16 protein-coding genes and 3 pseudogenes are annotated in these 23,138 nt (G+C 72.5%); 13 read left to right on the top strand and 6 right to left on the bottom strand.

All coding sequences use genetic code 11. From position 1 onward, the window contains the following. Positions 1-143 precede the first annotated feature (143 nt). On the top strand, positions 144-1,142 hold the full coding sequence (locus BJF77_RS06375) for a LacI family DNA-binding transcriptional regulator (RefSeq protein ID WP_075871631.1): 999 nt from the start codon (positions 144-146) through the stop codon (positions 1,140-1,142). Positions 1,143-1,212: 70 nt separating this feature from the next. On the opposite strand, the gene BJF77_RS06380 is transcribed toward BJF77_RS06375, so the two are convergent. From BJF77_RS06380 to BJF77_RS06395, 4 genes and pseudogenes are all read right to left on the bottom strand, one after another. Beyond that, positions 1,213-1,617, bottom strand: a complete 405-nt coding sequence (locus BJF77_RS06380; RefSeq protein WP_047803110.1) for a universal stress protein — start codon at positions 1,615-1,617, stop codon at positions 1,213-1,215. Continuing rightward, positions 1,614-3,160: pseudogene (locus BJF77_RS06385) on the bottom strand (tripartite tricarboxylate transporter permease). Before BJF77_RS06385 ends, BJF77_RS06380 begins: the two are co-directional and overlap by 4 nt. A 40-nt stretch (positions 3,161-3,200) precedes the next feature. After that, positions 3,201-3,761, bottom strand: a complete 561-nt coding sequence (locus BJF77_RS06390; protein WP_075871632.1) for a tripartite tricarboxylate transporter TctB family protein — start codon at positions 3,759-3,761, stop codon at positions 3,201-3,203. Positions 3,762-3,810: 49 nt separating this feature from the next. After that, positions 3,811-4,812 (bottom strand): tripartite tricarboxylate transporter substrate binding protein, encoded by a 1,002-nt coding sequence (locus BJF77_RS06395; RefSeq protein ID WP_075871633.1) that lies wholly within the window; start codon positions 4,810-4,812, stop codon positions 3,811-3,813. A 159-nt stretch (positions 4,813-4,971) separates the two neighbouring features. Here BJF77_RS06395 and BJF77_RS06400 point away from each other — a divergent pair. The 6 genes and pseudogenes from BJF77_RS06400 to BJF77_RS06425 all read left to right on the top strand — a co-directional run bounded on the left by BJF77_RS06400 (position 4,972) and on the right by BJF77_RS06425 (position 12,302). Beyond that, a pseudogene (locus tag BJF77_RS06400) lies at positions 4,972-5,855 on the top strand (LysR family transcriptional regulator). Positions 5,856-5,987: 132 nt separating this feature from the next. Next, entirely contained in the window at positions 5,988-6,935 is a 948-nt protein-coding gene (gene kdgD, locus BJF77_RS06405) for a 5-dehydro-4-deoxyglucarate dehydratase (protein ID WP_047803115.1), read from the top strand. 54 nt (positions 6,936-6,989) lie between these two features. Then, a complete protein-coding gene (locus BJF77_RS06410) occupies positions 6,990-8,615 on the top strand; it encodes an aldehyde dehydrogenase (NADP(+)) (RefSeq protein ID WP_075871634.1) in 1,626 nt (541 codons plus the stop codon). Beyond that, positions 8,612-9,940: an enolase C-terminal domain-like protein gene (locus BJF77_RS06415; RefSeq protein WP_047803117.1), complete on the top strand. Its 1,329-nt coding sequence runs from the start codon at positions 8,612-8,614 to the stop codon at positions 9,938-9,940. Before BJF77_RS06410 ends, BJF77_RS06415 begins: the two co-directional genes overlap by 4 nt. 19 nt (positions 9,941-9,959) lie before the next feature. Next, positions 9,960-10,949 (top strand): AEC family transporter, encoded by a 990-nt coding sequence (locus BJF77_RS06420; protein WP_075871635.1) that lies wholly within the window; start codon positions 9,960-9,962, stop codon positions 10,947-10,949. A 123-nt stretch (positions 10,950-11,072) separates the two neighbouring features. Continuing rightward, positions 11,073-12,302 carry an MFS transporter gene (locus tag BJF77_RS06425; protein ID WP_075871636.1) on the top strand — a complete coding sequence of 410 codons (1,230 nt, stop codon included), beginning with the start codon at positions 11,073-11,075 and terminating at the stop codon, positions 12,300-12,302. Positions 12,303-12,306: 4 nt separating this feature from the next. Here BJF77_RS06425 and BJF77_RS06430 read toward each other — a convergent pair whose 3' ends face one another. Then, positions 12,307-13,323, bottom strand: coding sequence for a LacI family DNA-binding transcriptional regulator (locus tag BJF77_RS06430; protein ID WP_083665010.1), 1,017 nt, complete (start codon positions 13,321-13,323; stop codon positions 12,307-12,309). Positions 13,324-13,512: 189 nt separating this feature from the next. Here BJF77_RS06430 and BJF77_RS06435 point away from each other — a divergent pair, with 189 nt between their 5' ends. The 5 genes from BJF77_RS06435 to BJF77_RS06455 all read left to right on the top strand — a co-directional run bounded on the left by BJF77_RS06435 (position 13,513) and on the right by BJF77_RS06455 (position 20,436). After that, positions 13,513-14,847, top strand: coding sequence for an extracellular solute-binding protein (locus tag BJF77_RS06435; RefSeq protein ID WP_139318462.1), 1,335 nt, complete (start codon positions 13,513-13,515; stop codon positions 14,845-14,847). Further along, a complete protein-coding gene (locus BJF77_RS06440; RefSeq protein ID WP_083665012.1) occupies positions 14,847-15,752 on the top strand; it encodes a carbohydrate ABC transporter permease in 906 nt (301 codons plus the stop codon). Before BJF77_RS06435 ends, BJF77_RS06440 begins: the two co-directional genes overlap by 1 nt. A 4-nt stretch (positions 15,753-15,756) precedes the next feature. After that, positions 15,757-16,689, top strand: coding sequence for a carbohydrate ABC transporter permease (locus tag BJF77_RS06445; protein WP_082157332.1), 933 nt, complete (start codon positions 15,757-15,759; stop codon positions 16,687-16,689). A 26-nt stretch (positions 16,690-16,715) separates the two neighbouring features. Next, positions 16,716-19,103, top strand: a complete 2,388-nt coding sequence (locus BJF77_RS06450) for a glycoside hydrolase family 3 N-terminal domain-containing protein (RefSeq protein WP_075871637.1) — start codon at positions 16,716-16,718, stop codon at positions 19,101-19,103. Positions 19,104-19,323: 220 nt separating this feature from the next. After that, positions 19,324-20,436, top strand: coding sequence for an endo-1,4-beta-xylanase (locus tag BJF77_RS06455; RefSeq protein WP_139318463.1), 1,113 nt, complete (start codon positions 19,324-19,326; stop codon positions 20,434-20,436). A gap of 110 nt (positions 20,437-20,546) precedes the next feature. Here the strand turns inward: BJF77_RS06455 and BJF77_RS22530 are convergent. Next, positions 20,547-21,862 (bottom strand): annotated as a pseudogene (locus BJF77_RS22530) (ROK family protein). Between BJF77_RS22530 and xylA the strand changes: the two are divergent. After that, positions 21,861-23,084 carry a xylose isomerase gene (gene xylA, locus BJF77_RS06465; protein ID WP_075871638.1) on the top strand — a complete coding sequence of 408 codons (1,224 nt, stop codon included), beginning with the start codon at positions 21,861-21,863 and terminating at the stop codon, positions 23,082-23,084. The pseudogene BJF77_RS22530 and the gene xylA overlap by 2 nt on opposite strands. Positions 23,085-23,138: the final 54 nt, after the last annotated feature.

Here is a 23,138-nt window from a genome sequence, read left to right on the forward strand (position 1 = left end):
CTCCAAACGGTTGGGAGATTTGCAGGAAAGCGCTTTCCACTCTAGAGTTGCTCCAGTGTGACTGTCAACACATTCCCGGCGCGGACTTCACGACCGGTGACACCAGAGGCCCGACGGCAGCGGGGAGGAAGCAGGACCGCACGATGAGCGCAGTGACCCTGTCCCAGGTGGCGCGGGAGGCCGGGGTGTCCCTGGCCACCGCCTCCCGGGTGCTCAACGGCTCGGACCGGCGGCCGGCGGAGGAGATCGCGGAGCGCGTGCGCCTGGCCGCGGAGACCCTCGGCTACGTGGCCAACGCGCAGGCCCAGGCGCTGGCCCGCTCCACCACCGGGCTCGTCGGGCTCGTGGTGCACGACATCGCCGACCCCTACTTCTCCTCGATCGCCAAGGGGGTGCAGCGCCGGGCCCGGGCCCACCGGCACCAGCTGCTGCTGGCCGCCACCAGCGGCACCGACCAGCTCGACGCGGTGTCCGCCTTCGCCGCCCACCGCACCGACGCCATCATCATGGCCGGCTCACGCCGGGAGAGCATCGACCCGCGGCTGCTCGCGGAGCTCGAGCGCTACCAGAAGAACGGCGGCCGCGTGGTGACCATCGGCCAGGACTGGCTGGAGGGCGCCGGGGCGGTCACGATCGACAACCGCAGCGCGGGGATGGACCTGACCGGCATGCTGGTCGCGGCCGGGCGGACCCGGTTCGCCTTCCTCGGCGGGCCGGACGATCTCACCACGGCGGCCGAGCGGCGCGCGGGGTTCCGGGCGGCCCTGACCAGGGCGGGGCTGACGGCCGAGGTGGAGACCGTACACGGCTTCGACAGTGAGGGCGGCTACGAGTCGATCCGCGACCTCGTGGGGCGCCTCGGTGCCGAGGGCCTGCGCGGGCTCGCGCTCGTCGCCGCCAACGACGTCATGGCGCTCGGCGCGATCGCGGCCCTGCGGCACGCGGGGCTGCACGTGCCGCAGGACCTCTGGGTGGCCGGGTTCGACGACATCCCGAACCTGCGGGACTTCTCCCCGGCGCTGACCACGGTCCGCTTCCCGCTGGAGGAGATCGGGGAGACGGCCGCGGACATCGCGCTCAGCGGCGACGCCCCCCGGGTGGAGCACGTCGTGGGCGAGCTCGTGCGGCGCGAGAGCGCCTGACCCGGGGAACGGACGAGGTGCCGCTGCCGGCGCGGGCCGGCAGCGGCACCTCGGGGGCGGCCGCGGGTGCTCAGAGGTGCGCGTCGGGGGCCTTGACGGCCAGGACCGGGCGGTCGGCCTGCAGCAGGATCCGCTGGGCGTGGGAGCCCATGATGAACTTGCCCACCTGCGTGCGCTGGCGCAGCCCGATGACGATCCGGGAGACGTCGTGCTCGCGGGCCAGGTCGAGGATCTCCTCGGCCAGGTCGCTGCGGTGGGACGGCTGCAGGACGGTGCAGGCCACCCCGGCGGCGGCCGCCGCGTCCGTGACGCGCCGGAGGTCGTCGTCGGAGGCCACGGTCGGGTCTGCCAGGGCGCCCTCCCGGACCGAGTTGACGACCAGCAGCGGCTCCTCGCGGAGGCGGGCCTCCTCGACGGCCGCCCGGAGAGCGGCCTCTCCGACGGGGGTGGGGACGTAACCAACGAGGATGCTCATGCGTTCTCCTTGACGGGGGTGCGGTCGGCGTCGTCGGCGGACTCCGCGGAGGATTCCGGGGACCGACGGCGCCGCACGGCGGACTGGACGAGGGGCAGAACGGCGACCAGCACGAACAGCAGCAGCAGGGTCGCCGAGATGGGCCGGGTGAAGAACCCGCTGGCGTCCCCCTCGAAGACCAGCAGGGACCGGCGCAGGTTGGATTCGAGCAGGGAGCCGAGGACGAAGGCCAGCACCAGCGGGCCCGGTTCGAACCCGTACTTCTTCATGAGGTAGCCGACCGCGCCGAACACGACCACCAGCATGACGTCGAACATCGAGTTGTTGATGGTGTAGGCGCCCAGCATCGTGATGAGGACCGTGATGGGCGCCAGGATGGCGCCCCGGACCCGCAGGATGCGCACGAAGATCCCGATCAGCGGGATCGACATGATCAGCAGCAGGATGTTGCCGATGTACATCGAGTTGACGACGCCCCAGAACAGCTCCGGGTCCTGCTGGACGAGCTGCGGGCCGGGCGTGACGCCCTGGATCAGCAGGGCGCCGAACATCAGGCCATCGTGGCGTTGGCCGGGATGCCCAGGGTGAGCAGCGGGATGAAGGAGCTGGTGGCCGCGGCGTTGTTGGCCGTCTCGGGCCCGGCGACGCCCTCGACCGCCCCCCGGCCGAACCGCTCGGGCTGCTTGGCGCGCTTCTTCTCCATCGCGTAGGCGGCCATCGAGGAGATCGTGGCGCCGCCGCCGGGGAGGATGCCGAGGAAGAAGCCCAGGACGGACCCGCGGCCGATGGCCCCGGAGGACTGCTTGAGGTCGGCCCGGGAGGGCCAGACGTTCGAGACCTTGTCGGGGGCCTTGGCTGCCCGGTGGCGCTCCTCCAGGTTGTGCAGGATCTCGCCGAGGCCGAACAGGCCCATCGCGACGGGCACGAAGTCGATGCCGTCGGCGAGGTTGAGGTTGCCGAAGGTCAGCCGCTCGGCCCCGGTGAAGACGTCCCGGCCCACCGTGGCCAGCAGCAGCCCGAAGCAGGCGGCGATGAGCGCCTTGGCCTTGTTGCCGTTGCTGATGGTCGCCACCAGCAGGATCCCGAGCAGGGCCAGGGCCGTGTACTCGGGCGGGCCGAAGTCGAGGGCGAAGCCGGCCACCACCGGGGCGAGGAACGTCAGGCCGACGATGGCGACGGTGCCGCCGATGAAGGACCCGATCGCGGCGATGCCCAGGGCGGTGCCGGCTCGGCCCTGCTTGGCCATCATGTAGCCGTCGAAGACCGTGACCACGGAGCTGGCCTCCCCGGGCAGCCGGAGCAGCACCGAGGTGATCGTGCCGCCGTACTGGGCGCCGTAGAAGATGCCGGCGAGCATGATGATCGCCGTGACCGGTTCGATGCCGTAGGTCAGCGGCAGCAGGATGGCGATGGTCGCGGCCGGGCCGAGGCCCGGCAGCACGCCGATCAGCATGCCGATGACCACGCCCATCAGGCAGTACAGGAGGTTGGTCGGCTGGAGGACGACGCCGAAGCCGTCCAGGGCGGGTTGCAGGAAGTCCATGCGGGAGCCTTTGGTCGGTGGCCGCCGGGAGCGGCGGCCGTCAGAACAGGTGCGGGATCGACGTGCCGAGGGCAGTGATGAAGACGAGGTAGAACGCGACGACGACGAGCACGGAGTAAAGGGTCGCCGCCCGCCACGTCTCACCGCCCAGGAACTTCATCCAGACGAAGGACAGGAGCAGGGAGGGGATCTCGAACCCGATCACGGGCATGAGCAGCACCAGCCCGACCAGCGTCACGAAGCCGTAGACGGCCAGCAGCGACTCCCGGGTGAACTTCTCGCCCTCGCCCCCGCGCCGCCCCGTGACGAGGTGGCTCAGGCCGATCACCACGGCCACCACGCTGACCAGGAACGGCCACATGCCGGGGGCCGGCTGCTGCGGGGTGCCCAGCCCCATGCCCAGGGACAGCAGCGCCGCCGCGGCGGCGAGCGCCGTGACCGCCAGTGTCGACCCGAGCGCCGCGGCCCGTCCGCCGGGCGGGGGCCCTTCGGCCTCCCACTCGGCGGCGAGCTGCTCCGGGGTGAGGTCCTCGGCGGCGGCGTCCGCGTCGACCAGGACCTCGGTGACCTGGGGGCGGTCGTCGGTACGGGGATCTTTCATGGGGACGCTCCTGGGTGTGGTGGTCGACATGGCGGCGCGGAGGTCCTTCCTACTCGGCGAGGGAGATGTCGTACTCCTCGACGAGCTGCTGGTAGCGGTCGGCGAGCTCGGTCCACTCCTGCTCGACCTCCTCACCGGAGACCTCCCACGGGGTGAGCAGGTTCTGCTCGTTGAAGTCCTGGTAGGTCTCCGAGGCCACGGCGGCGTCGAAGGCCTCGACGAGCCGCGCCTTCACGTCGTCCGGGAGCCCCTCGGGGGCGGCCACGGCCCGGTACTGGGAGACCGGCACGTCGTAGCCGGACTCCACCGCGGTGGGCACGTCGGGCAGGAACTCGTTGCGGTCCTCGGAGAACACCACGATGGGCGTCACCTCACCGGCGTCGATCTGCGGCTTCGCCTCGCCCATCTGGACGGTGGCGACCTGCACCTGGTCGCCGAGCACGGCGGTCAGCGCCGGGGCGCCGGAGTCGAAGGGCACCTCGGTGCCGGTGATGTCGGCCTGGGCGAACAGCACGGTCTGGGCGAGCTGGGAGCCCGTGCCCACGCCGGTGGTGCCGTAGCTGAAGGAGCCGGAGGCGTTCTTCACGTCGTCGAGGTTCTCGAAGCCGGACTCGCTGCTGGCCACCATGACGTAGTCGTCCTGGGAGAGGCCCTTGAGCACCTCGAGGTCGTCCAGGGACACGGCTTCCTCCTCGCCCACGGCGAGGGGAGTGATGGTGATCAGCGAGGCGTTGAGCAGGACCAGGTTCTGCCCGTCGGGCGCCGTGCCGGCGACCTCCTGGGTGGCGAGGGCGCCGTTGGCGCCGGGCTGGTTGACGACCGGCATCGGGACGCCGAGGTCCACCGCGGCGGCGTCGGCCACGGCACGGGCGATGAGGTCGGTGGAGCCGCCCGCCGCCTGGCCGACGGTCAGGGTGATGGGCTCCGAGGGGAACTCCTCGCCGGCGCCGGCGGACCCGCCGCCGACGTTGCCCCCGCACGCGGTGAGGGCGAGCAACGAGGTCGCCGCGGTCGCGCCGACCAGGACCTGGCGCAGCGATGTCTTCTTCATGGGAGCTCCTGACACTGGGAAGGACGGGGCGCTCCGGCGGAGTCGCCGGGGGCGCAGTGCTGTGAGTGCAGTCACAGGCGATGTGAGACTTGAGACTAGGAAGAGACTACGATGCGTGTCCAAGCCCATTCGTGCATTGAGTAATACCCGAAGGACATGATGTTCACTCTTGACCAGGCGCGGAGTTTCATTGCCGTCGCGGAGGAGCTGCACTTCGGCCGCGCGGCGGCGCGGCTCAACATGACCCAGCCCCCGCTGAGCCGGCAGATCCAGAAGCTGGAGAAGACGCTGGGCGTGGAGCTCCTGGAGCGGGACAACCGTCGCGTGGCCCTCACCGCCGCCGGACGGGCGTTCCTGGTGGAGTCGCGCAAGCTGGTGGTCGCGGCCGACCGTGCCCCGCTGCTGGCGCGCCGGATCGCCGCCGGGCGGTCGGGGGTGCTGCGCATCGGCTTCACGGCCGCCTCCGGCTTCAGCCTGCTCGGCCCGCTGCTGAGCGAGATCGAGCAGGTGCTGCCGGACGCGACGTCGATCTGCAGGAGCTGGTGACGAGCGAGCAGCTGCACGCCCTCCAGGACGGGGACCTCGACCTCGGACTGGCCCGGCCGCCCTTCGACACGGAGGTCTTCGAGTCGCAGCTGCTGCTCGCCGAGGACCTGCTCGTGGCCGTTCCGGCCGACCACCCCCTGACCGCGCTCAAGCACCCCGTCACCTCGGCCGATCTCAAGGACCTGCCGCTGATCATGCACTCCCCCACCAAGGCGCGGTACTTCTACGACCACGTGGTGCGACTCGTGGAGGTGGAGCACCGCAACGTCGTCCACACCGTCAGTCAGGTCCTCACCATGGTCGCGCTCGTGGCCGCCGGACGTGGGCTCGCCTTCGTCCCCGAGTCCGCCCGCCTCCTGGGCATCCCCGGTGTTGCCTATCTCCGGCTCTCGAGCAGCTCCTCGGACTCGGTGGAGCTGCACGCCCTGTGGGACCGCCAGTCCCGCAACCCTGCCCTGCACCACCTGCTCGAGCTGCTGCGCACGCAGCTGCACTGAGCACGTCCCTCAATACCCTGGTGGCATCAGACCATTCACAAATGGGCTTGGACAGGCATCGACGCCCCTTCCTAGGGTGAGACGTGATTCCCGGGCACTCCGCCCCCACGCCTGACACGAAGGACGACGACCGTGGCTCAGCACACTCCGCAGGAACTCGCCGCTCGGCTCAAGGACGGCCTGCTGTCCTTCCCCGTGACCGCGTTCGACGCCGACCTGCTCTTCGACGAGCACACCTACCGCCAGCACCTGGCCTGGCAGGCCTCCTACCCCGTGGCCGGGCTCTTCGCCGCCGGCGGCACCGGGGAGGGCTTCTCCCTCACCGTGGAGGAGACCGCCACCGTGGTGGCCGCGGCCGTGGCCGAGGTCGGGGACACCGTCCCGGTGCTCGCCCCCGCCGCCGGCAACACCGCCCAGGCCATCCGCAACGCCACCGACGCCGCCGCCGCCGGGGCCGAGGGACTGCTGCTGCTGCCGCCCTACCTCACCGAGGCCGACCAGGAGGGCCTGCTCGCCCACGCCAGCGCGGTGTGCGCGGCCACCGACCTGGGCGTGATCGCCTACAACCGGGCCAACGCCGTCTACTCCGCCGAGACCATCGCCCGGCTGGCCGAGCGGCACGAGAACTTCATCGGGTTCAAGGACGGCATCGGCGACATCGAGCACCTCACCAAGGTCTACGCCGCCAACGGGGACCGGCTGTTCTACCTCGGCGGGCTGCCCACCGCCGAGACCTTCGCCCTGCCGCTGCTGCAGCTGGGGATGAGCACCTACTCCTCGGCGATGTACAACTTCGTCCCGGAGTTCGCCCTGGCCTTCTACGCCGACGTGCGCGCCCAGGACCGGGCGGCGGTGACCGAGAAGCTCAACCGGTTCGTGCTGCCCTACCTGCAGATCCGCGATCGGGCCAAGGGCTACGGGGTGTCGATCATCAAGGGCGGGCTCAAGGCCGTGGGTCGCGACGCCGGCGGGGTCCGCCCCCCGCTGCAGGACCTCACCGCCACCGACCTCGCCGACCTCAAGACCCTCATCGAGACCAGCAGCGCCACGACCTCGGGCACCAGCCTCCAGCGGGCCTGAGGCCCCGGCCGAGCCCCGTCCACCCGACCGCAGCACAGACAGCGAAGGAAATCCATGTCCGTGAGCACCCAGACCACCACCCTGTCCGGCCACTCGATCATCGCGGGCCGGGAGACCCCCGGCAACGCGGGCACCACCCACGGCATCGACCCGGCGACCAACGCCGAGCTCGGGCCGGCCTACACCCTGATCGACGAGGCCCAGCTCGCCGAGGCCACGGCCGCGGCCGAGCAGGCCTTCGAGTCCTTCAGCAGCCTCGACCCGGAGACCCACGCGAGCTTCCTCGAGAAGATCGCCGCCAACATCGAGGCCGCCGGCCCGGAGCTGGTGGACCGCGCGTCGACGGAGACCGGGCTGCCGAAGCCGCGCCTGCAGGGCGAGCTGGCGCGCACCACCGGCCAGCTGCGGCTCTTCGCCCGCGTCGTGCGCCAGGGCGACCACCGCGGCGTGCGCATCGAGCCGGCCCTGCCGGAGCGCACCCCGCTGCCCCGCCCGGACCTGCGCCAGCGCAAGGTGCCCCTCGGCCCGGTGGCCGTCTTCGGCGCCAGCAACTTCCCCTTCGCCTTCTCCACGGCCGGCGGTGACACGGCGTCGGCGCTGGCCGCGGGGTGCCCCGTGATCTTCAAGGCCCACAACGCCCACCCCGGCACCGGCGAGATCGTGGGCCGCGCCCTGACCGAGGCCGTGCGCGAGGCCGGCCTGCACCCCGGCGTCTTCTCCCTGGTCTACGGCCCCGGCGCGAGCATCGGCCAGGCCCTGGCCAAGGACCCCGCCGTCAAGGCCGTCGGCTTCACCGGGTCCCGCGGTGCGGGCACCGCGCTCATGGCCACGGCCGCCGCCCGCCCGGAGCCGATCCCCGTCTACGCGGAGATGAGCTCCATCAACCCGGTCTTCCTCTTCGACTCCGCCCTGAAGGGCGACGCCGACGAGTTCGCCCGCGCCTACGTCACCTCCCTGACCGGTTCCTCCGGGCAGCTGTGCACCAACCCGGGCCTGCTGTTCGTCCCCGCGGGTCCCGCCGGGGACGCGTTCCTCGCCGCCGTGGACCGGGCGCTGGCCGGCGCCGAGGGCGCGACCATGCTCACCCCGGGCATCGCCCGCTCGTGCCAGGAGGGCATCGACGCCCTGGCCGCGCAGGACGGGGTCGAGGTCGTGGCCCGGGGCAAGGAGGGATCCACCGAGAACGCCCCGGCCCCCGTGGTCTTCGGCACGCAGGTCCCCACCTTCCTGTCCAACCCGGTGCTGCAGGAGGAGATCTTCGGCGCGTCCTCCCTGGTGATCCGCTACGGGTCCGCCGAGGAGCTGGTGGCTGCCGCCCGCCGCATGGAGGGCCAGCTCACCGCGAGCCTGTTCCTGTCCGAGGAGGACTTCCCCACCGCCGCCCCGCTGCTGCCGGTGCTCGAGCGCAAGGTCGGGCGGATCCTCGCCAACGGCTGGCCGACCGGCGTCGACGTGGGCGAGGCCATGGTCCACGGCGGCCCGTTCCCGGCGACCTCCGACTCGCGGACCACCTCCGTGGGCACCCTCGCGATCGAGCGGTTCCTGCGCCCGGTGGCCTACCAGAACATCCCCGACGCCCTGCTGCCCGCCCCGGTGCAGGCCGCCAACCCCTGGCAGCTCAACCGGCGGGTCGACGGCCGCATCCAGCTGGCCGGGGACTCCGCGGGTGAGCAGGCATGAGCACCCAGCCGACCGTCGCCCGGGTGGAGGTCGTGCCGGTCGCCGGGCACGACTCCATGCTGCTGAACCTCTCCGGCGCCCACGGCCCCTTCTTCACCCGCAACGTCGTGATCGTGACGGACTCGGACGGGCGGACCGGCCTGGGCGAGGTGCCCGGCGGGGAGAAGATCCGCGCCACCATCGAGGAGGCCGGGTCCCTGATCACCGGGGAGCCGGTGGCCCTGTTCCGCACCCTGCTGCGCCGGATCGCCACGACGTTCGCCGACCGCGACGCCGGGGGCCGGGGGCTGCAGACCTTCGACCTGCGCACCACGGTGCACGCGGTGACCGGCGTCGAGTCCGCGCTGCTGGACCTGCACGGGCAGTTCCTGGGCGTGCCCGTGGCGGAGCTGCTCGGGGACGGCCGGCAGCGGGACGCCGTGCCGATGCTGGGCTACCTGTTCTTCGTGGGCGACCCGGACAGCACCGACCTGCCCTATCTGCGGGAGCCGGACGGCGCGGACGCCTGGGCGCGGGTGCGCCGGGAGCAGGCCATGACCCCGGAGGCGGTGGTGCGCCTGGCCGAGGCCTCGAAGGAGCGCTACGGCTTCACGGACTTCAAGCTCAAGGGCGGCGTCCAGGCCGGGGACGTGGAGGTCGACGCCGTCACGGCGATCAAGGAGCGCTTCCCCGAGGCGCGGGTGACCCTGGACCCCAACGGCGGCTGGCTCCTGGAGGAGGCGGTGCGGCTGGGCCGGCGGATGCAGGGCGTCGTCGCCTACGCGGAGGACCCGTGCGGGGCCGAGGGCCGGTTCTCGGGCCGCGAGGTGATGGCGGAGTTCCGGCGGGCCACGGGGCTGCGCACGGCCACGAACATGATCGCCACCGACTGGCGGGAGATGTCCCACGCGGTGCGGTCCAACGCCGTGGACATCCCCCTGGCGGACCCGCACTTCTGGACGATGGCCGGGTCCGTGCGCGTGGCGCAGCTGTGCCACGAGTTCGGCCTGACGTGGGGCTCCCACTCGAACAACCACTTCGACATCTCGCTGGCCATGTTCACCCACGTGGGCGCGGCGGCCCCCGGGGAGATCACCGCGCTGGACACCCACTGGATCTGGCAGGACGGCCAGGGCCTCACCCAGGAGCCGCTGCGCATCCGGGACGGCGCGATCGAGGTCCCGGCCGCCCCGGGGCTCGGCGTGGCGCTGGACCGCGAGCGCCTGGCGGAGGCGCACGAGCTCTACCTCGAGCACGGCCTCGGCGCCCGCGACGACGCCGCGGCCATGCAGTACCTGATCGAGGGCTGGAGCTTCGACCCCAAGCGGCCCTGCCTGGTCCGCTGAACCGGGGGCCGAGAACCGGATGACGGGGGTGCTGCTGGGCTTCGGCGTGGTCGCCGTGATCGCGCTGCTCGGCTTCGCCACCTCCGCGCTGCTGCCCGGTGAGGCCCGCACCATGCGTGCGGGCCTCACCCCTGTCGTCTACTACCTCACCAACCCGGCGCTGATGCTGGTGCTCGTCGCGGGCACCGACCTCGGGGCCGTGCTCAGGGTCTACACCCCGATCGCCCTCGTCACCGCCGCGGTGGCGGGGGCGGTCTTCGCCCTGTACAGCGGTGCGCTGCTGCGCCGCGGGGCGGCGCGCACGGCGGTCGGCGCGATGGCCTCCTCCTACGTCAACGCCGGGAACATCGGACTGCCCATCGCCCTCTACGCGGTGGGCAGCGCCGCCCCCGTGGTCTCGGTCCTGCTCGCCCAGCTGCTGGTCGTGGCGCCGGCGTACCTCCTCGTGTTCTCGTGGGTCACCCGCCCGTCCCGGCGCGCCGGTCCGGGCGCGGCGACGGCGGCCAGGACCCCGGCCCGGACCGGGGCGCCGACCGGCACGTCGACCGGGCGCACGATCCTGCGCTCGGTCGCCAATCCGGTGACGATCGGCACCGCGCTGGGGGTGCTGCTCTCCTCCACCGGACTGACGGTGCCCGAGGTGCTCTGGGTCCCCCTGGAGATGCTCGGGGAGGCGTCCATCCCCCTGCTGCTCCTGCTGTTCGGCATGAGCCTGCACGGGCAGCGGCCGTTCCGCACCCGTGCCCTGGTGCCGGACGTGATCGGCGGGACGCTGGTCAAGGTCGCGCTCATGCCGGTCGTGGCGTGGGGGATCGCCCGCTTCGGCTTCGGCCTGGGCGGCACCGAGCTGCTGGGGGTCGTCGTCATGGCGGCCCTGCCCACGGCCCAGAACGTGTTCCTCTTCTCGTCCCAGTTCCGGATGCCCGCCGACGCGGGGCGCGACATCATCCTCCTCAGTTCGTTCCTGTCCTTCCCGGCCGTCCTCCTCGCCGGCCTGCTCCTGCGCTGACGCCACGGCCCGCCCGGGCGGGGCGGCCGGGAACGCGCGAGGACCGAGGGCTCCCGTCGTACCCTGGACCCGGCCCGGGCCTCGTGGCACCGGACCAGCCCCTGACGCCCGAGGAGACCGCCCGTGCCCACCCCGTCCGCCGTGCAGCAGGCCCCCACTCCGACCTCGCGCCGGGCCCTGCTCTACCTGGGGGTCTGCGTGGTGCTGGTGGGGCTGAACCTGCGCACGGTCTTCTCCAGCTTCGCCGCAATCCTGCCGGAGATCACCGCCGTGGCCGGCCTGCCCTCCTGGGCGGTGACCGTGCTGACCACGGCCCCGGTGACGCTGCTGGGGGTGTTCGCCCCGCTCGCCCCGCGGCTGGCCCGCCGGTACGGGGCGGAGACCGTGCTGCTGGGGGCCATGGTGCTGCTCGCCGCCGGGCTGGCCGCCCGCGGGCTGCCTCTGCCCGCGGGCGCCACCGTGCCGCTGCTGCTGGCCGGCACCCTGGCCTGCGGGGCGGCGATCGCGGTGGGCAACGTGCTGCTGCCCTCGATCGTGAAGCGGGACTTCGCCCACCGCCTCGGGCTGATGAGCGGGCTCTACACCACCGCCATCGCCGCCTCCGCCGCGCTCGGGGCAGGGCTGACCTACCCGCTGTTCCAGGCCACGGGCTCCTGGCGGGCGGGCCTGGCCGGGTGGGCGGCACCGGCCGCCCTGGTGGTCCTGCTCCTGCTCCCGGTGGCGGCCCGCCACCGCATCCCCGCGCCCCCGGCCGCGGCCGCGGGCGGCGGCGGGGACAGCCCCTGGCGGTCGCCGGTGGCCTGGCAGATCACCGGGTTCATGGTCTTCCAGGCGATGATGTCCTTCAGCGTCTTCGCCTGGCTCGCCCCCATCCTGCGCGAACGGGGGGTCGACGGGGCCACCGCGGGGGTGATCGTGGCGGTGTCCATCCTGCTGCAGATGACCGGCTCGCTGTTCGCCCCGGCCCTGGCGGTGCGTCTGGCCGACCAGCGGGTCCTCAACGCCGTGGTGGCGCTGATGGCCGGCGGCGGGTTCGTGCTCTCGATCTTCGGCCCCCTCGAGCTGATCTGGGTCTGGACCGGGCTGCTGGGGCTGGGCCAGGGCGCCCTGACCGCCGTGGCCCTGACCATGATCGCCCTGCGCACCCGCAGCGCCACCATGGCTGTGCGGCTGTCCGGGATGATGCAGGGCGTCGGCTACGGCCTGGGCTCCTCGGGCACCTTCCTAGTCGGGCAGCTGCTGCACGCCACCGGCGGCTTCGCCGCCGCCGGCGTCATGTTCGCCGTGGTCGGCGCCCTCGCCGCGGTCTTCGGCTGGCAGGCCGGGCGGGACCGCGCGGTGCAGGAGCGCTGAGCGCTCAGGCCGGGCGGGGCGGGGCGGTCGAGGACCGCTCGACCAGCGAGGTCTGCAGCTGCAGCGGGTGGGTGCGGCGGGACCCGCCGGCCAGCAGGGCGAGCGCCCGTTCGACCGCCATCTCCCCCATGGCGTGCAGGGGCTGGCGCACCGTGGTCAGCTTCGGCGAGGCCCAGCGGGCGATCAGCGTGTCGTCGAAGCCCACGACGCTCAGGTCCTCGGGCACCCGCAGGGACGCCTGCCGCGCCGCCTCGAACGCGCCCAGCGCGGCCTCGTCGGACGCGGCGAACAGCGCGGTCGGCGGGTCCTCGAGCGCGAGCAGCTGCTGGGCGGCGGCGAAGCCGGCCTCGTAGCTGAAGCCGTCCCCCGCCACGAGCCGGGGCTCGCGCGGGAGCTCCGCGCTCTCCAGGGCGCTGCGGTACCCGGCCAGGCGCTCGCGCGCCGGGACCGATCCGCCGGCGCCGGCGAGGTGGCCGATCCGTCGGTGCCCGAGCTCGGCCAGGTGCGTGGTGGCCGCGTAGCCCCCGGCCCAGTTCGTGGAGCCGATGCTCGGCACCGTGGAGGGCAGGCTGTTGACCGGGTCGATGGCCACCAGCGGGACCTGTGCGTGGGCCGCCGCCGCCACCTGCTCCGCGGTCAGGGGCGTGGTCACGGCCACGACCGCCGTCTCCCCCTTCCGGCCGCAGACCGCGAACCAGTCGTCGGAGAAGGGCGGGAGGTCGCCCTGCTCGAGGGCGGGCAGGGCGTTCAGCAGCAGGTCGGCGTCGGCGCGCCCGCAGGCGTCCACGGCACCGGCCATGACCTGGAGCGAGTAGTTGCTCTCCAGGGTGTCGAACACCAGCACGATCGCCGGGCGGGGGCGCCGCGCGGCGGCGCCCGTGTAGCCCAGCTCCGCGGCCGCGGCCCGGACCTTCTCCCGGGTGTCCTCCCCCACGTCGGGGCGCCCGTTGAGCACCTTCGAGACGGTGCCCTTGGACACCCCGGCCTGTGCGGCGACCTCGCTCAGGGTCGTTCTCTTCATGCGGCCGGCTCCTCGGACGTCGGGCACCCTGCGGTGCACGGCGAAACGTTTCGTTACGTCAAATGTAGTGGCTCAGCTCACACCCAGGGGTTGACGGGTGTGAAACAGGCCACTTACGCTTCTCGCAACGAAACGCTATACGAAAAGTTTCGTAAGCGCAATGCATCACCGGACGCTGAGGAGCACGCCATGACCACCGACCGCACCCGCCGCACCGCCCCCGCCCTGTGGACCCCGTTCTCCCGGCGGTCGCTGTCCCGCATCGCGCTCGTGGGCGCCGCGGCCCTGACCCTGGCCGGGTGCGGCGGCGGCGCGCAGCCGGGCCAGGCCGCCGGCGCCAGCGCCTGGACCCTGACCGGCGGCGCGGAGGAGACCTTCCGCACTTCATTCCAGGAGTGGAACGACGCGCACGCGGAGGAGCCCATCACCGCCGAGTACTTCGCCAACGACGCGTTCAAGGAGAAGATCCGCACCAGCGTGGGCTCGGGCAACGCCCCGACGCTGATCTACAACTGGGGCGGGGACAACCTCGAGAGCTACGTGGAGAACGGCGACGTGGTGGAGCTGACCGGCAAGATCCCGGGCATGGAGGAGCGCGCGCTCGACTCCGTCCTGGAGACCGGCACGGTGGACGGGAAGCTCTACGCGGTCCCGAACAACAACACCCAGCCGGTGATCCTGTACTACAACACCAAGCTCTTCGAGCAGGCCGGGGTGAAGGTGCCCACCACGTGGGAGGAGATGCTGGACGCCGTGGAGGCCTTCAAGGCCGAGGGCGTCACGCCGATCTCCGTGGCCGGCTCCAGCCAGTGGCCGTACCTGATGTGGATCCAGTACCTCACCGACCGGATCGGCGGCCCGGAGGTCTTCCAGGCGATCGTGGACGGCGAGGAGAACGCCTGGTCCGACCCCGCGATCACGGAGGCGCTCGAGAAGATCCAGGAGCTCGTGGAGGCCGGCGGCTTCGGCGACGCCTACGGCTCGGTGGTGGCCGACGCGGGCGCCGACGTAGCCCTGGTGCACACCGACCAGGCGGCCATGATGCTGCACGGCAGCTGGGTGTACTCCAGCTTCCTCACCGACGCCCCGGAGTGGACCGCGGAGGGCAACCTCGGCTACACCACCTTCCCCGAGATCGAGGGCGGACAGGGCGACCCGCAGAACATCGTGGGCAACCCCGCGAACTTCTGGGCCGTGTCCGCGGACGCCAGCGAGGAGGAGCAGCAGACGGCCTTCGAGTACCTCGAGCAGATGAACCTCGACGACACGGCGGTCGACACGCTCTTCGACGCCGGCCTGATCCCGGCGGTGGACGGCGTGGAGGACAAGATCGACGAGACCGAGCACCCCGAGTACCTCGACTTCGCCTACTCGATGGTCCAGGACGCGCCGCACTTCCAGCTCTCCTGGGACCAGGCGCTGCCGGCCGACCAGGGCCAGGCCCTGCTGACCAACCTCAGCCAGGTCTTCGCCGGTGAGATGACCCCCGAGCAGTTCCAGACCGCGATGAACGGGACGCTGTGATGCTGCTGCGCGCGCCCGCCCGGCGCAGGGCCCGGGCGGGCGCGGGACCCAGCAACTGGCTGCTGGCCCCCGCCCTGGCCTTCTTCGGCATCTTCTCGATCGGCCCGCTGCTGGGCGTGCTGGTGCTGTCCTTCATGGAGTGGGACGGTCTCGGCACGCCGCAGTGGGCGGGGGGCGGGAACTGGGTGTCGGTGCTCGAGAACCCGGTCTCGCACCAGGCGATGTGGCTGACCGTGAAGCTGACCCTGCTCAGCTACGCCGTCCAGTTCCCGCTGAGCCTGCTGCTCGGGGTGTTCATGGCCGGTCAGCAGCGCTACCGCGAGTTCCTCTCGGTGCTGTACTTCCTGCCGATGCTCTTCTCGGCCGCCGCGATCGGCATCGCCTTCAAGGCCCTCCTCGACCCGAACTTCGGGCTGTCCCAGGCCTTCGACGCGGCCGTGCTCCGGCAGGACTGGCTCGGCCGGCCGGACCTGGCGTTCTACGTGGTCGTGTTCGTCATCTCCTGGTCGTTCATCCCGTTCCACTCGCTGCTCTACCAGGCGGGCGTGCGGCAGATCCCGCAGAGCATGTACGAGGCCGCCACGCTCGACGGCGCCGGGACCGTGCGGAAGTTCTTCGCGATCACGCTCCCGCAGCTGAAGTACACGATCGTCACGTCCTCGACGCTGATGCTGGTCGGGTCGCTGACCTACTTCGACCTGGTCTTCAGCCTCACCGGCGGCGGACCGGGCACCGCGACCCGGATCCTGCCCCTGGACATGTACCTGACCGGTTTCCGCAGCAACCAGATGGGCGAGGCCAGTGTCCTGGCGGTCATCCTCGTCGCCGTGGGCCTCACGCTCGCCCTCGGCCTGCAACGGCTCACCGGGGCCGACAAGATGGAGAGCCAGGCGGAAGGTGCGTAGCCCCATGAGCACACGTCCTGCGGACACCCGTCCCCACAGCACGGGCAGCACGGGCACCCGCCCCACGGCCCCTCGCCCGGCGGAGCCCCGCCCCGGGGGCGCCGCTCCCGCCCGCCGCCGGCGCCGGGGCGTCCCCAACATCCCGGCGGCCGTGGGCGGATGGCTGTGGCTGGCCGTCATCATCGTCCCGATCTACTACATCGCGATCACCAGCACGAAGCCCCGGGAGGACTACTACTCCACCAATCCCCTGGTGCCCTCGGCGCCGACGTTCACGCCGTACCTGACGGTGCTGCAGAACCAGTTCGTCCAGTACTTCCTCAACAGCGTGGTGGTGGTCGTCGGCACGGTGGCGGGGATCGTGTTCCTGTCCCTGCTCGCGTCCTACGTGATCGTGCGCAGCCGCACCGGGCTGGCCGTGTTCTCGAACCGGCTGTTCCTGCTGGGCATCGCCATCCCGATCCAGGCCACGATCATCCCGATCTACCTGATCATCGTGCAGCTGGGCCTCTACGACACCCTGGCGGCGCTGATCCTGCCCGGCATCGCCTCCGGGATCCCGATCACGGTCCTGATCCTGACCAACTTCATGCGCGACATCCCCAACGAGCTCTACGAGTCCATGACCCTCGACGGGGCCGGGGACTGGAAGGTCTTCCGCACGCTCGTGCTGCCGCTGAGCATGCCCGCCGTCACCACCGTGGGCGTCTACAACGCGCTGAACAGCTGGAACAACTTCCTCTTCCCGCTGATCCTCACCCAGAGCTCCGAGAAGCGCACCCTGCCGCTGTCCCTGTGGACCTACCAGGGGGAGTTCCAGGCGGACATCCCCGCCGTCCTGGCCGCCGTCGTCCTCTCGGCGCTGCCGATCCTCGTCCTCTACGTCTTCGGACGCCGCCAGCTCGTCGCCGGGCTCACCGCCGGCTTCGGCAAGTGACGCGCCCACCAACCCGAAGGAACCCCATGACCTCGCCCAGCACCCCGTCCAGCACCCCGCCCGGCACCCCGGTGTGGAACGACCCGTCCCGCCCCGTCGGCGAGCGCGTCGACGCCCTCCTGCAGGAGCTCACCCTCGAGGAGAAGGCCGGCCAGCTCGGCAGCTACTGGCTGCGCCCGGACCCGGAGGAGGCCACCGGCGGGGCCGCCCCCATGGAGTCCGCCTTCGCCAACGACCGCTCCACCTTCGAGGCCGCGATCGCCCACGGGCTGGGCCACATCACCCGCGCCTTCGGCAGCGCCCCGATCTCCGCGGCGGACGGGGTGGAGCACCTGCGCACCCTGCAGCGCCAGGTCGTGGGCACCTCCCGGCTGGGGATCCCCGCGATCGCCCACGAGGAGTGCCTCACCGGCTTCACCACCCTGGGGGCCACCTGCTACCCGGCCGCGATCGCCTGGGGCGCCGCGTTCGACCCCGAGCTGGTCCGCACCATGGCCCGGCGGATCGGCGCCGACATGAAGGGGGTGGGCGTCCACCTCGGCCTCTCCCCCGTGCTCGACGTCGTGCGCGACTACCGCTGGGGTCGCGTCGAGGAGACCGTCGGCGAGGACCCCTACCTCGTGGGGGCCCTGACCACCGAGTACGTGCGCGGGCTCCAGGAGGCCGGCGTGATCGCCACCCTCAAGCACTTCGCCGGCTACTCCACCTCCCGGGCCGGGCGCAACCACGCCCCCGTCTCGATCGGCCCGCGCGAGCTCCGCGACGTCGTGCTCGTGCCCTTCGAGATGGCGGTGCGGATCGGGCGGGTCGGCGCGGTGATGAACTCCTACGCGGACGTCGACGGCGTCCCCCCCGCCGCCGACCCCGAGCTGCTCACCACGCTGCTGCGGGACGAGTGGGGCTTCGAGGGCACGGTCGTCTCCGACTACTGGGCCGTCAGCTTCCTCGAGTCCATGCACCACGTCGCGACCGACCCGCGGGACGCCGGCGTGCAGTCGCTCGCGGCCGGGATGGACGTCGAGCTGCCCGAGACCAGCTGCTTCGCCGACCTCGCCGCCGCCGTGCGGGAAGGGGCCCTCGAGGAGTCGCTCCTGGACCGCGCGGTGCGCCGGGTGCTGACCCAGAAGGTCGAGCTCGGCCTGCTCGACGAGGGATTCGACCCCGGCACCGCCGGCGGGGCCGTGGACCTCGACTCCGCGGACAACCGCCGGCTGGCCCGGCGCATGGCCGAGGAGTCCATCGTCCTGCTGAAGAACGACGGCGTGCTGCCGCTCTCCGGCGACACCGACCGGACGATCGCCGTCATCGGCCCCAGCGCCGCCCAGCCCCGCTCCTTCCTGGGCTGCTACAGCTTCACCAACCACGTCCTGTCCCGCTTCGGCGAGTCCGGCACCGGCATCGAGATCACCTCGATCGTGGACGCCCTCACCGAGGAGTTCGCGGACGGGGGCACCACGTTCCGCCACGCCCGCGGCGTCGACTTCACGGACCCGGACACCAGCGGCATCGCCGAGGCGGTGGCCGCCGCCGAGGAGGCCGACCTCGCGGTCGTGACCGTGGGCGACCTCGCGGGGCTGTTCGGCACGGGCACCTCCGGGGAGGGCTGCGACGTGGTGGACCTGTCCCTGCCCGGCCGGCAGGCCGAGCTCGTCGAGGCGGTGCTGGCCACGGGCACCCCGGTGGTCCTCGTGCTCGTCACCGGCCGCCCCTACAGCCTCGGGGCGTTCGACGACCGCTGCGCCGCCGTGGTGCAGGCCTTCATGCCGGGCGAGGAGGGCGGCCACGCCGTCGCCGGGGTGCTCTCCGGCCGGGTGAACCCCTCCGGGCGGCTGCCCGTGGGCATCCCCCGGCACGTGGGCGGGCAGCCCGGCACCTACCTGACCCCCACCCTGGGCGGGTACGCGGAGGGGGTCTCCAACCTGGACCCCCGGCCGCTCTACCCGTTCGGCCACGGCATCGGCTACTCCACGTTCTCCTACGACGCCCTGGAGCTCTCCGCCGCGCAGATCGGCGCCGACGGCACCGTGGACGCCGCCGTCACCGTGACCAACACGTCCGAGCGGGCCGGGCAGGAGGTCGTCCAGCTCTACCTGAGCGACCCGGTGGCCCAGGTGGTCCGGCCGGTGAAGATGCTCGTCGGCTTCGCCAAGATCGCCCTGGAGCCCGGGCAGAGCGCCCGGGTCGTCTTCCACCTGCACGCCGACCGCACCGCGTTCACCGGGCGCGCCATGCGCCGGATCGTCGAGCCGGGCGAGTTCGTCCTGCGCGCCGGGCCCTCCAGCGAGGACCTCCCCCTGGAGGACCGGTTCGTGGTCACCGGCCCGGTGCGCGACGTGGAGGACGTCGAGCGCGTCCTCACCACCCCCGTCGACGTCGAGGTCGCCGACCGCGCGCTCGCCGCCGACGCCTCCTGAACCCGGGGCGCGGGCCGCCGCGCGGCCCGCGCCCCGTCCACTCCTCCGGATCCCCCCTGGGGAGACCGCGCGCCGGCCCTCGTGGCCGGCCCCCGGTCCGCCCCGACCTCCGTCCGAGACCCCCTGCAGTCCCCGTGCACGACCCCTCGAAAGGAACCCCCGAGATGAACCGACGACTCCCCGTCCTGCGGATCGGTGCCGCGAGCGCCGTCGCCGCCCTGTGCCTCACCGCGGCCCCCAGGCCGCGAGCGCCGCACCCCCCGCCACGCCGCCGGGCCTGGCCCAGCAGGACACCCTGCGCTGGAACACCCCGAAGGACTTCCGCATCGGCAGCGCGGTGGCCGGCGGCGGGCACCACACCTCGGCCGACTACCCCGAGCCCTTCCCCTCCGACCCCGAGTACCGCTCGGTGCTGGCCCGGGAGTTCAGCTCCCTGACCCCCGAGAACCAGATGAAGTGGGAGTTCATCCACCCCGAGGAGGGGGTGTACGACTTCGGCCCCGCCGACGACATCGTCGACTTCGCCGAGGCCAACGGGCAGGTCGTGCGCGGCCACACCCTGTTCTGGCACAGCCAGAACCCCGACTGGCTCGAGAACGGGGACCACACCCCGGAGGAGCTGCGCGCCGTCCTCAAGGAGCACATCTACACGGTGGTCGGCCACTACGAGGGCCGGATCCAGCAGTGGGAGGTCGCCAACGAGATCTTCGACGACAGCGGGAGGCTGCGCACGGAGGACAACATCTGGCTGCGCGAGCTGGGGCCGGGCATCATCGCCGACATCTTCCGCTGGGCCCACGACGCGGACCCGAACGCCCAGCTGTTCTTCAACGACTACAACGTGGAGGGCCTCAACGCGAAGTCCGACGCCTACTACGCCCTGATCCAGGACCTGCTCGCCCAGGGCGTGCCCGTCCACGGCTTCGGGATGCAGACCCACCTCGGCCTCCAGTACGGCTTCGACGGGCGGATGCAGCAGAACCTCCAGCGCTTCGACGACCTCGGCCTGGAGACGGCCGTCACCGAGATCGACGTGCGTGGGCCGGTCGGTGCGGACGGGCAGATGAGCCCGGAGCTGCGGCAGAAGCAGGCCGACTGGTACCGCATGGCCCTCGAGGCGTGCCTGGCCGTGGAGGACTGCAACTCCTTCACCGTGTGGGGCGTGCTCGACGAGCACTCCTGGGTGCCGAACACCTTCCCCGGCTACGGGGACGCCCTGACCATGGAGGGCGGCTACGAGCGCAAGCCCGCCTACGACGCCCTGCAGGAGACCCTGGTCCGGTCCCAGCCGGGCGGCGACGCGAAGTGGGAGCACCACCCCGCGTTCCGCTGACCGGACCGCACTGACCGGACCGCACTGACCGGACGGCCCTGACCGGGCCGCCCGCGCACGACGGGCCCGCTCCTCCCCGGGAGCGGGCCCGTCGCGCGCAGGCGGGAGCCTCAGCGCCGGTCGAGCCAGCGGGCCGGTGCGGTCAGGATCGGCTCGAGGGCCGTGGCGGCCGCGCCGCTGAGCGCCGGGTGGGCGTCGGCCGCCGAGCGCTGGATCTCGATCGGGCCCACCTCCGCGGTCAGCGCGTGGGCCTCGACGACCTCCCGCAGCACGGGCTCCAGCTCCGCGGCGATCGGGGCGAAGTACCCGGAGAGCACCACGGTGGACAGGTCCAGCACGTTCATCGAGTTCGCGAGCACCACTCCGAGGGGCCGCCCGATCATCTCCATCACCGCCGTCCGACTCCGCAGCCGCTCGGCCGTGGCCGCCACGAGGTCCTCGATCCTGACGTCCTCCGGCAGCCCGGTCCGCCCGCGCAGGGCGTGGTAGCTGGCGTAGGCCTCGAGGCAGCCGCGCCGCCCGCACCGGCACAGCTCCCCGCCGGGCTGACCGTGACGTGGCCCAGCTCCCCGGCCCAGCCGTGCTCGCCGCCGTGGATCCGCCCCTCCAGGACCACGGCGCCGCCGATCCCGGTCTGCCCGTGCAGGAACAGGAAGGACTGGCCGGGCCGGCGCAGGACCTCGGTGCGCGCCGCGAGCATGCTGTCGTTGCCGGCCGTCAGCGCGGGCCCCCGGAAGGACGGCAGCCGCCGGAGCCGCTCGACCAGCGGGGCGTCCCGCCAGGCCAGGTTCGGCGCGGAGAGCACCGTGGCCCGGTCCGGGCCCAGCCGGCCGGGGACCGAGACGCAGATGCCGGCCACGGGCACGTCGGGGCGGGAGGCCAGGGCGTCGTCGAGCAGCTCGGACAGCGCGGCGGCCACGTCGTCCACGGACGCCCCCGCGTACGCCCCGAACCGGGCGTCCTCGTGGAGCACCCGGCCCCCGAGGTCGGTGACGAGGCAGGCCAGGTGGTCCGCGGCGATCTCCAGCCCGACGCCCAGCACGCTGCCGCGGGCGATGCTCAGCGGGATCATCGGCCGGCCCGAGGCCCGCACGGCCGGCTGCCGCCCCTCCACCAGGAGGCCGGCGTCGAGCAGCTCCTGGACCAGCTTCGAGACGGTCGGCTTGGTGAGGCCCGTGCTCTTGGCCAGCGCGGCGCGCGAGACCGGCTCCCCCGCCCCGGCCACCGCGCGCAGGACGGTGGAGAGGTTGTGCTCCCGCAGGTGGCTCGACTGCACGGACGGTCTCCTTCGCTGCTGGCGGGACCGGCCGGGGGCGGGCGCGGTCGCGCGGCGGACGAGAAAAAGCGGCCGCCGGTCTGGTCCCACGGTACTCGACGATCCATAGTAAGTAACGGTAACTAACCAATCTGGGAAAGGACCCGCCATGTCCGTCACCTCACCGGCGAGCTCGCTCGCCGCCTCCGTCACCCCTTCGCCGGAGGACCGGTTCTCCTTCGGCCTGTGGACCGTCGGCTGGTCGGCCCGCGACCAGTTCGGCTCGGCCTCCCGGCCGGACCTGGACCCCCTGGAGTCCGTGCGCAGGCTCGCGGAGCTCGGCGCCTGGGGCTTCACCTTCCACGACAACGACCTCATTCCCTTCGACGCCTCCGAGGCCGAGCGCGAGCGGCTGGTCGGGCGGCTGAAGCAGACGATCGAGGAGACCGGCACGGTCTGCGAGATGGTCACCACCGACACCTTCGCCGAGCCGATCTTCAAGGACGGCGCCTTCACCTCCAACGACCGGCGGGTCCGCCGCTACGGGCTGCGCAAGGTGCTGCGCAACGTCGACCTCGCCGCCGAGCTCGGCGCCACCACCTTCGTGATGTGGGGCGGGCGCGAGGGCACCGAGTACGACTCCTCCAAGGACCTCTACGCCGCCCTGGACCGCTACGCGGAGGGCATCGACACCGTGGCCGGCTACATCAAGTCCCAGGGCTACGACATGCGCATCGGCCTCGAGCCCAAGCCCAACGAGCCCCGCGGCAACATCTTCCTGCCGACCATCGGGCACGCGCTGGCGTTCATCGACCGTCTGGACAACGGCGACGTGGTCGGCGTGAACCCGGAGACCGGCCACGAGCAGATGGCCACCCTGAACTACACCCACGGGCTCGCCGAGGCCCTGTGGTGCGACAAGCTGTTCCACATCGACCTCAACGGGCAGAACGGGCCGATGTACGACCAGGACCTGGTCTTCGGCCACGGCAACCTGATCAGCGCCTTCTTCACGGTCGACCTGCTGGAGAACGGCTTCCCGTCGAAGCCGGGCGCCTACCAGGGGGCCCGCCACTTCGACTACAAGCCCTCGCGCACCGAGCACCTCGACGGCGTGTGGGACTCGGCGGCCGCCAACATGCAGATGTACCTGCTGCTGAAGCAGCGCGCCGTCGCGTTCCGCCAGGACCCCGATGTCCAGGAGGCCATGGCGCAGTCCGGCGTCCTCGAGCTCGCGGAGCCGACGCTGGCGGAGGGCGAGGACCTGACCACCTTCCTGGCCGACCGCAGCGCCTACGAGGACCTCGACCTCACCGGCCCCTCGGAGCGCAACTACGGCTTCGTGCGCCTGCACCAGCTCGCCGTCGAGCACCTCATGGGCGCTCGCGGCTGATCCGCCCGGGCGCGGCCCCTCCCCGTCCGGACGCCGCGCCCTCCCCGGGCCGGC

It is taken from the genome of Kocuria sp. CNJ-770 (assembly GCF_001942375.1).
Classification (GTDB): domain Bacteria; phylum Actinomycetota; class Actinomycetes; order Actinomycetales; family Micrococcaceae; genus Kocuria; species Kocuria oceani.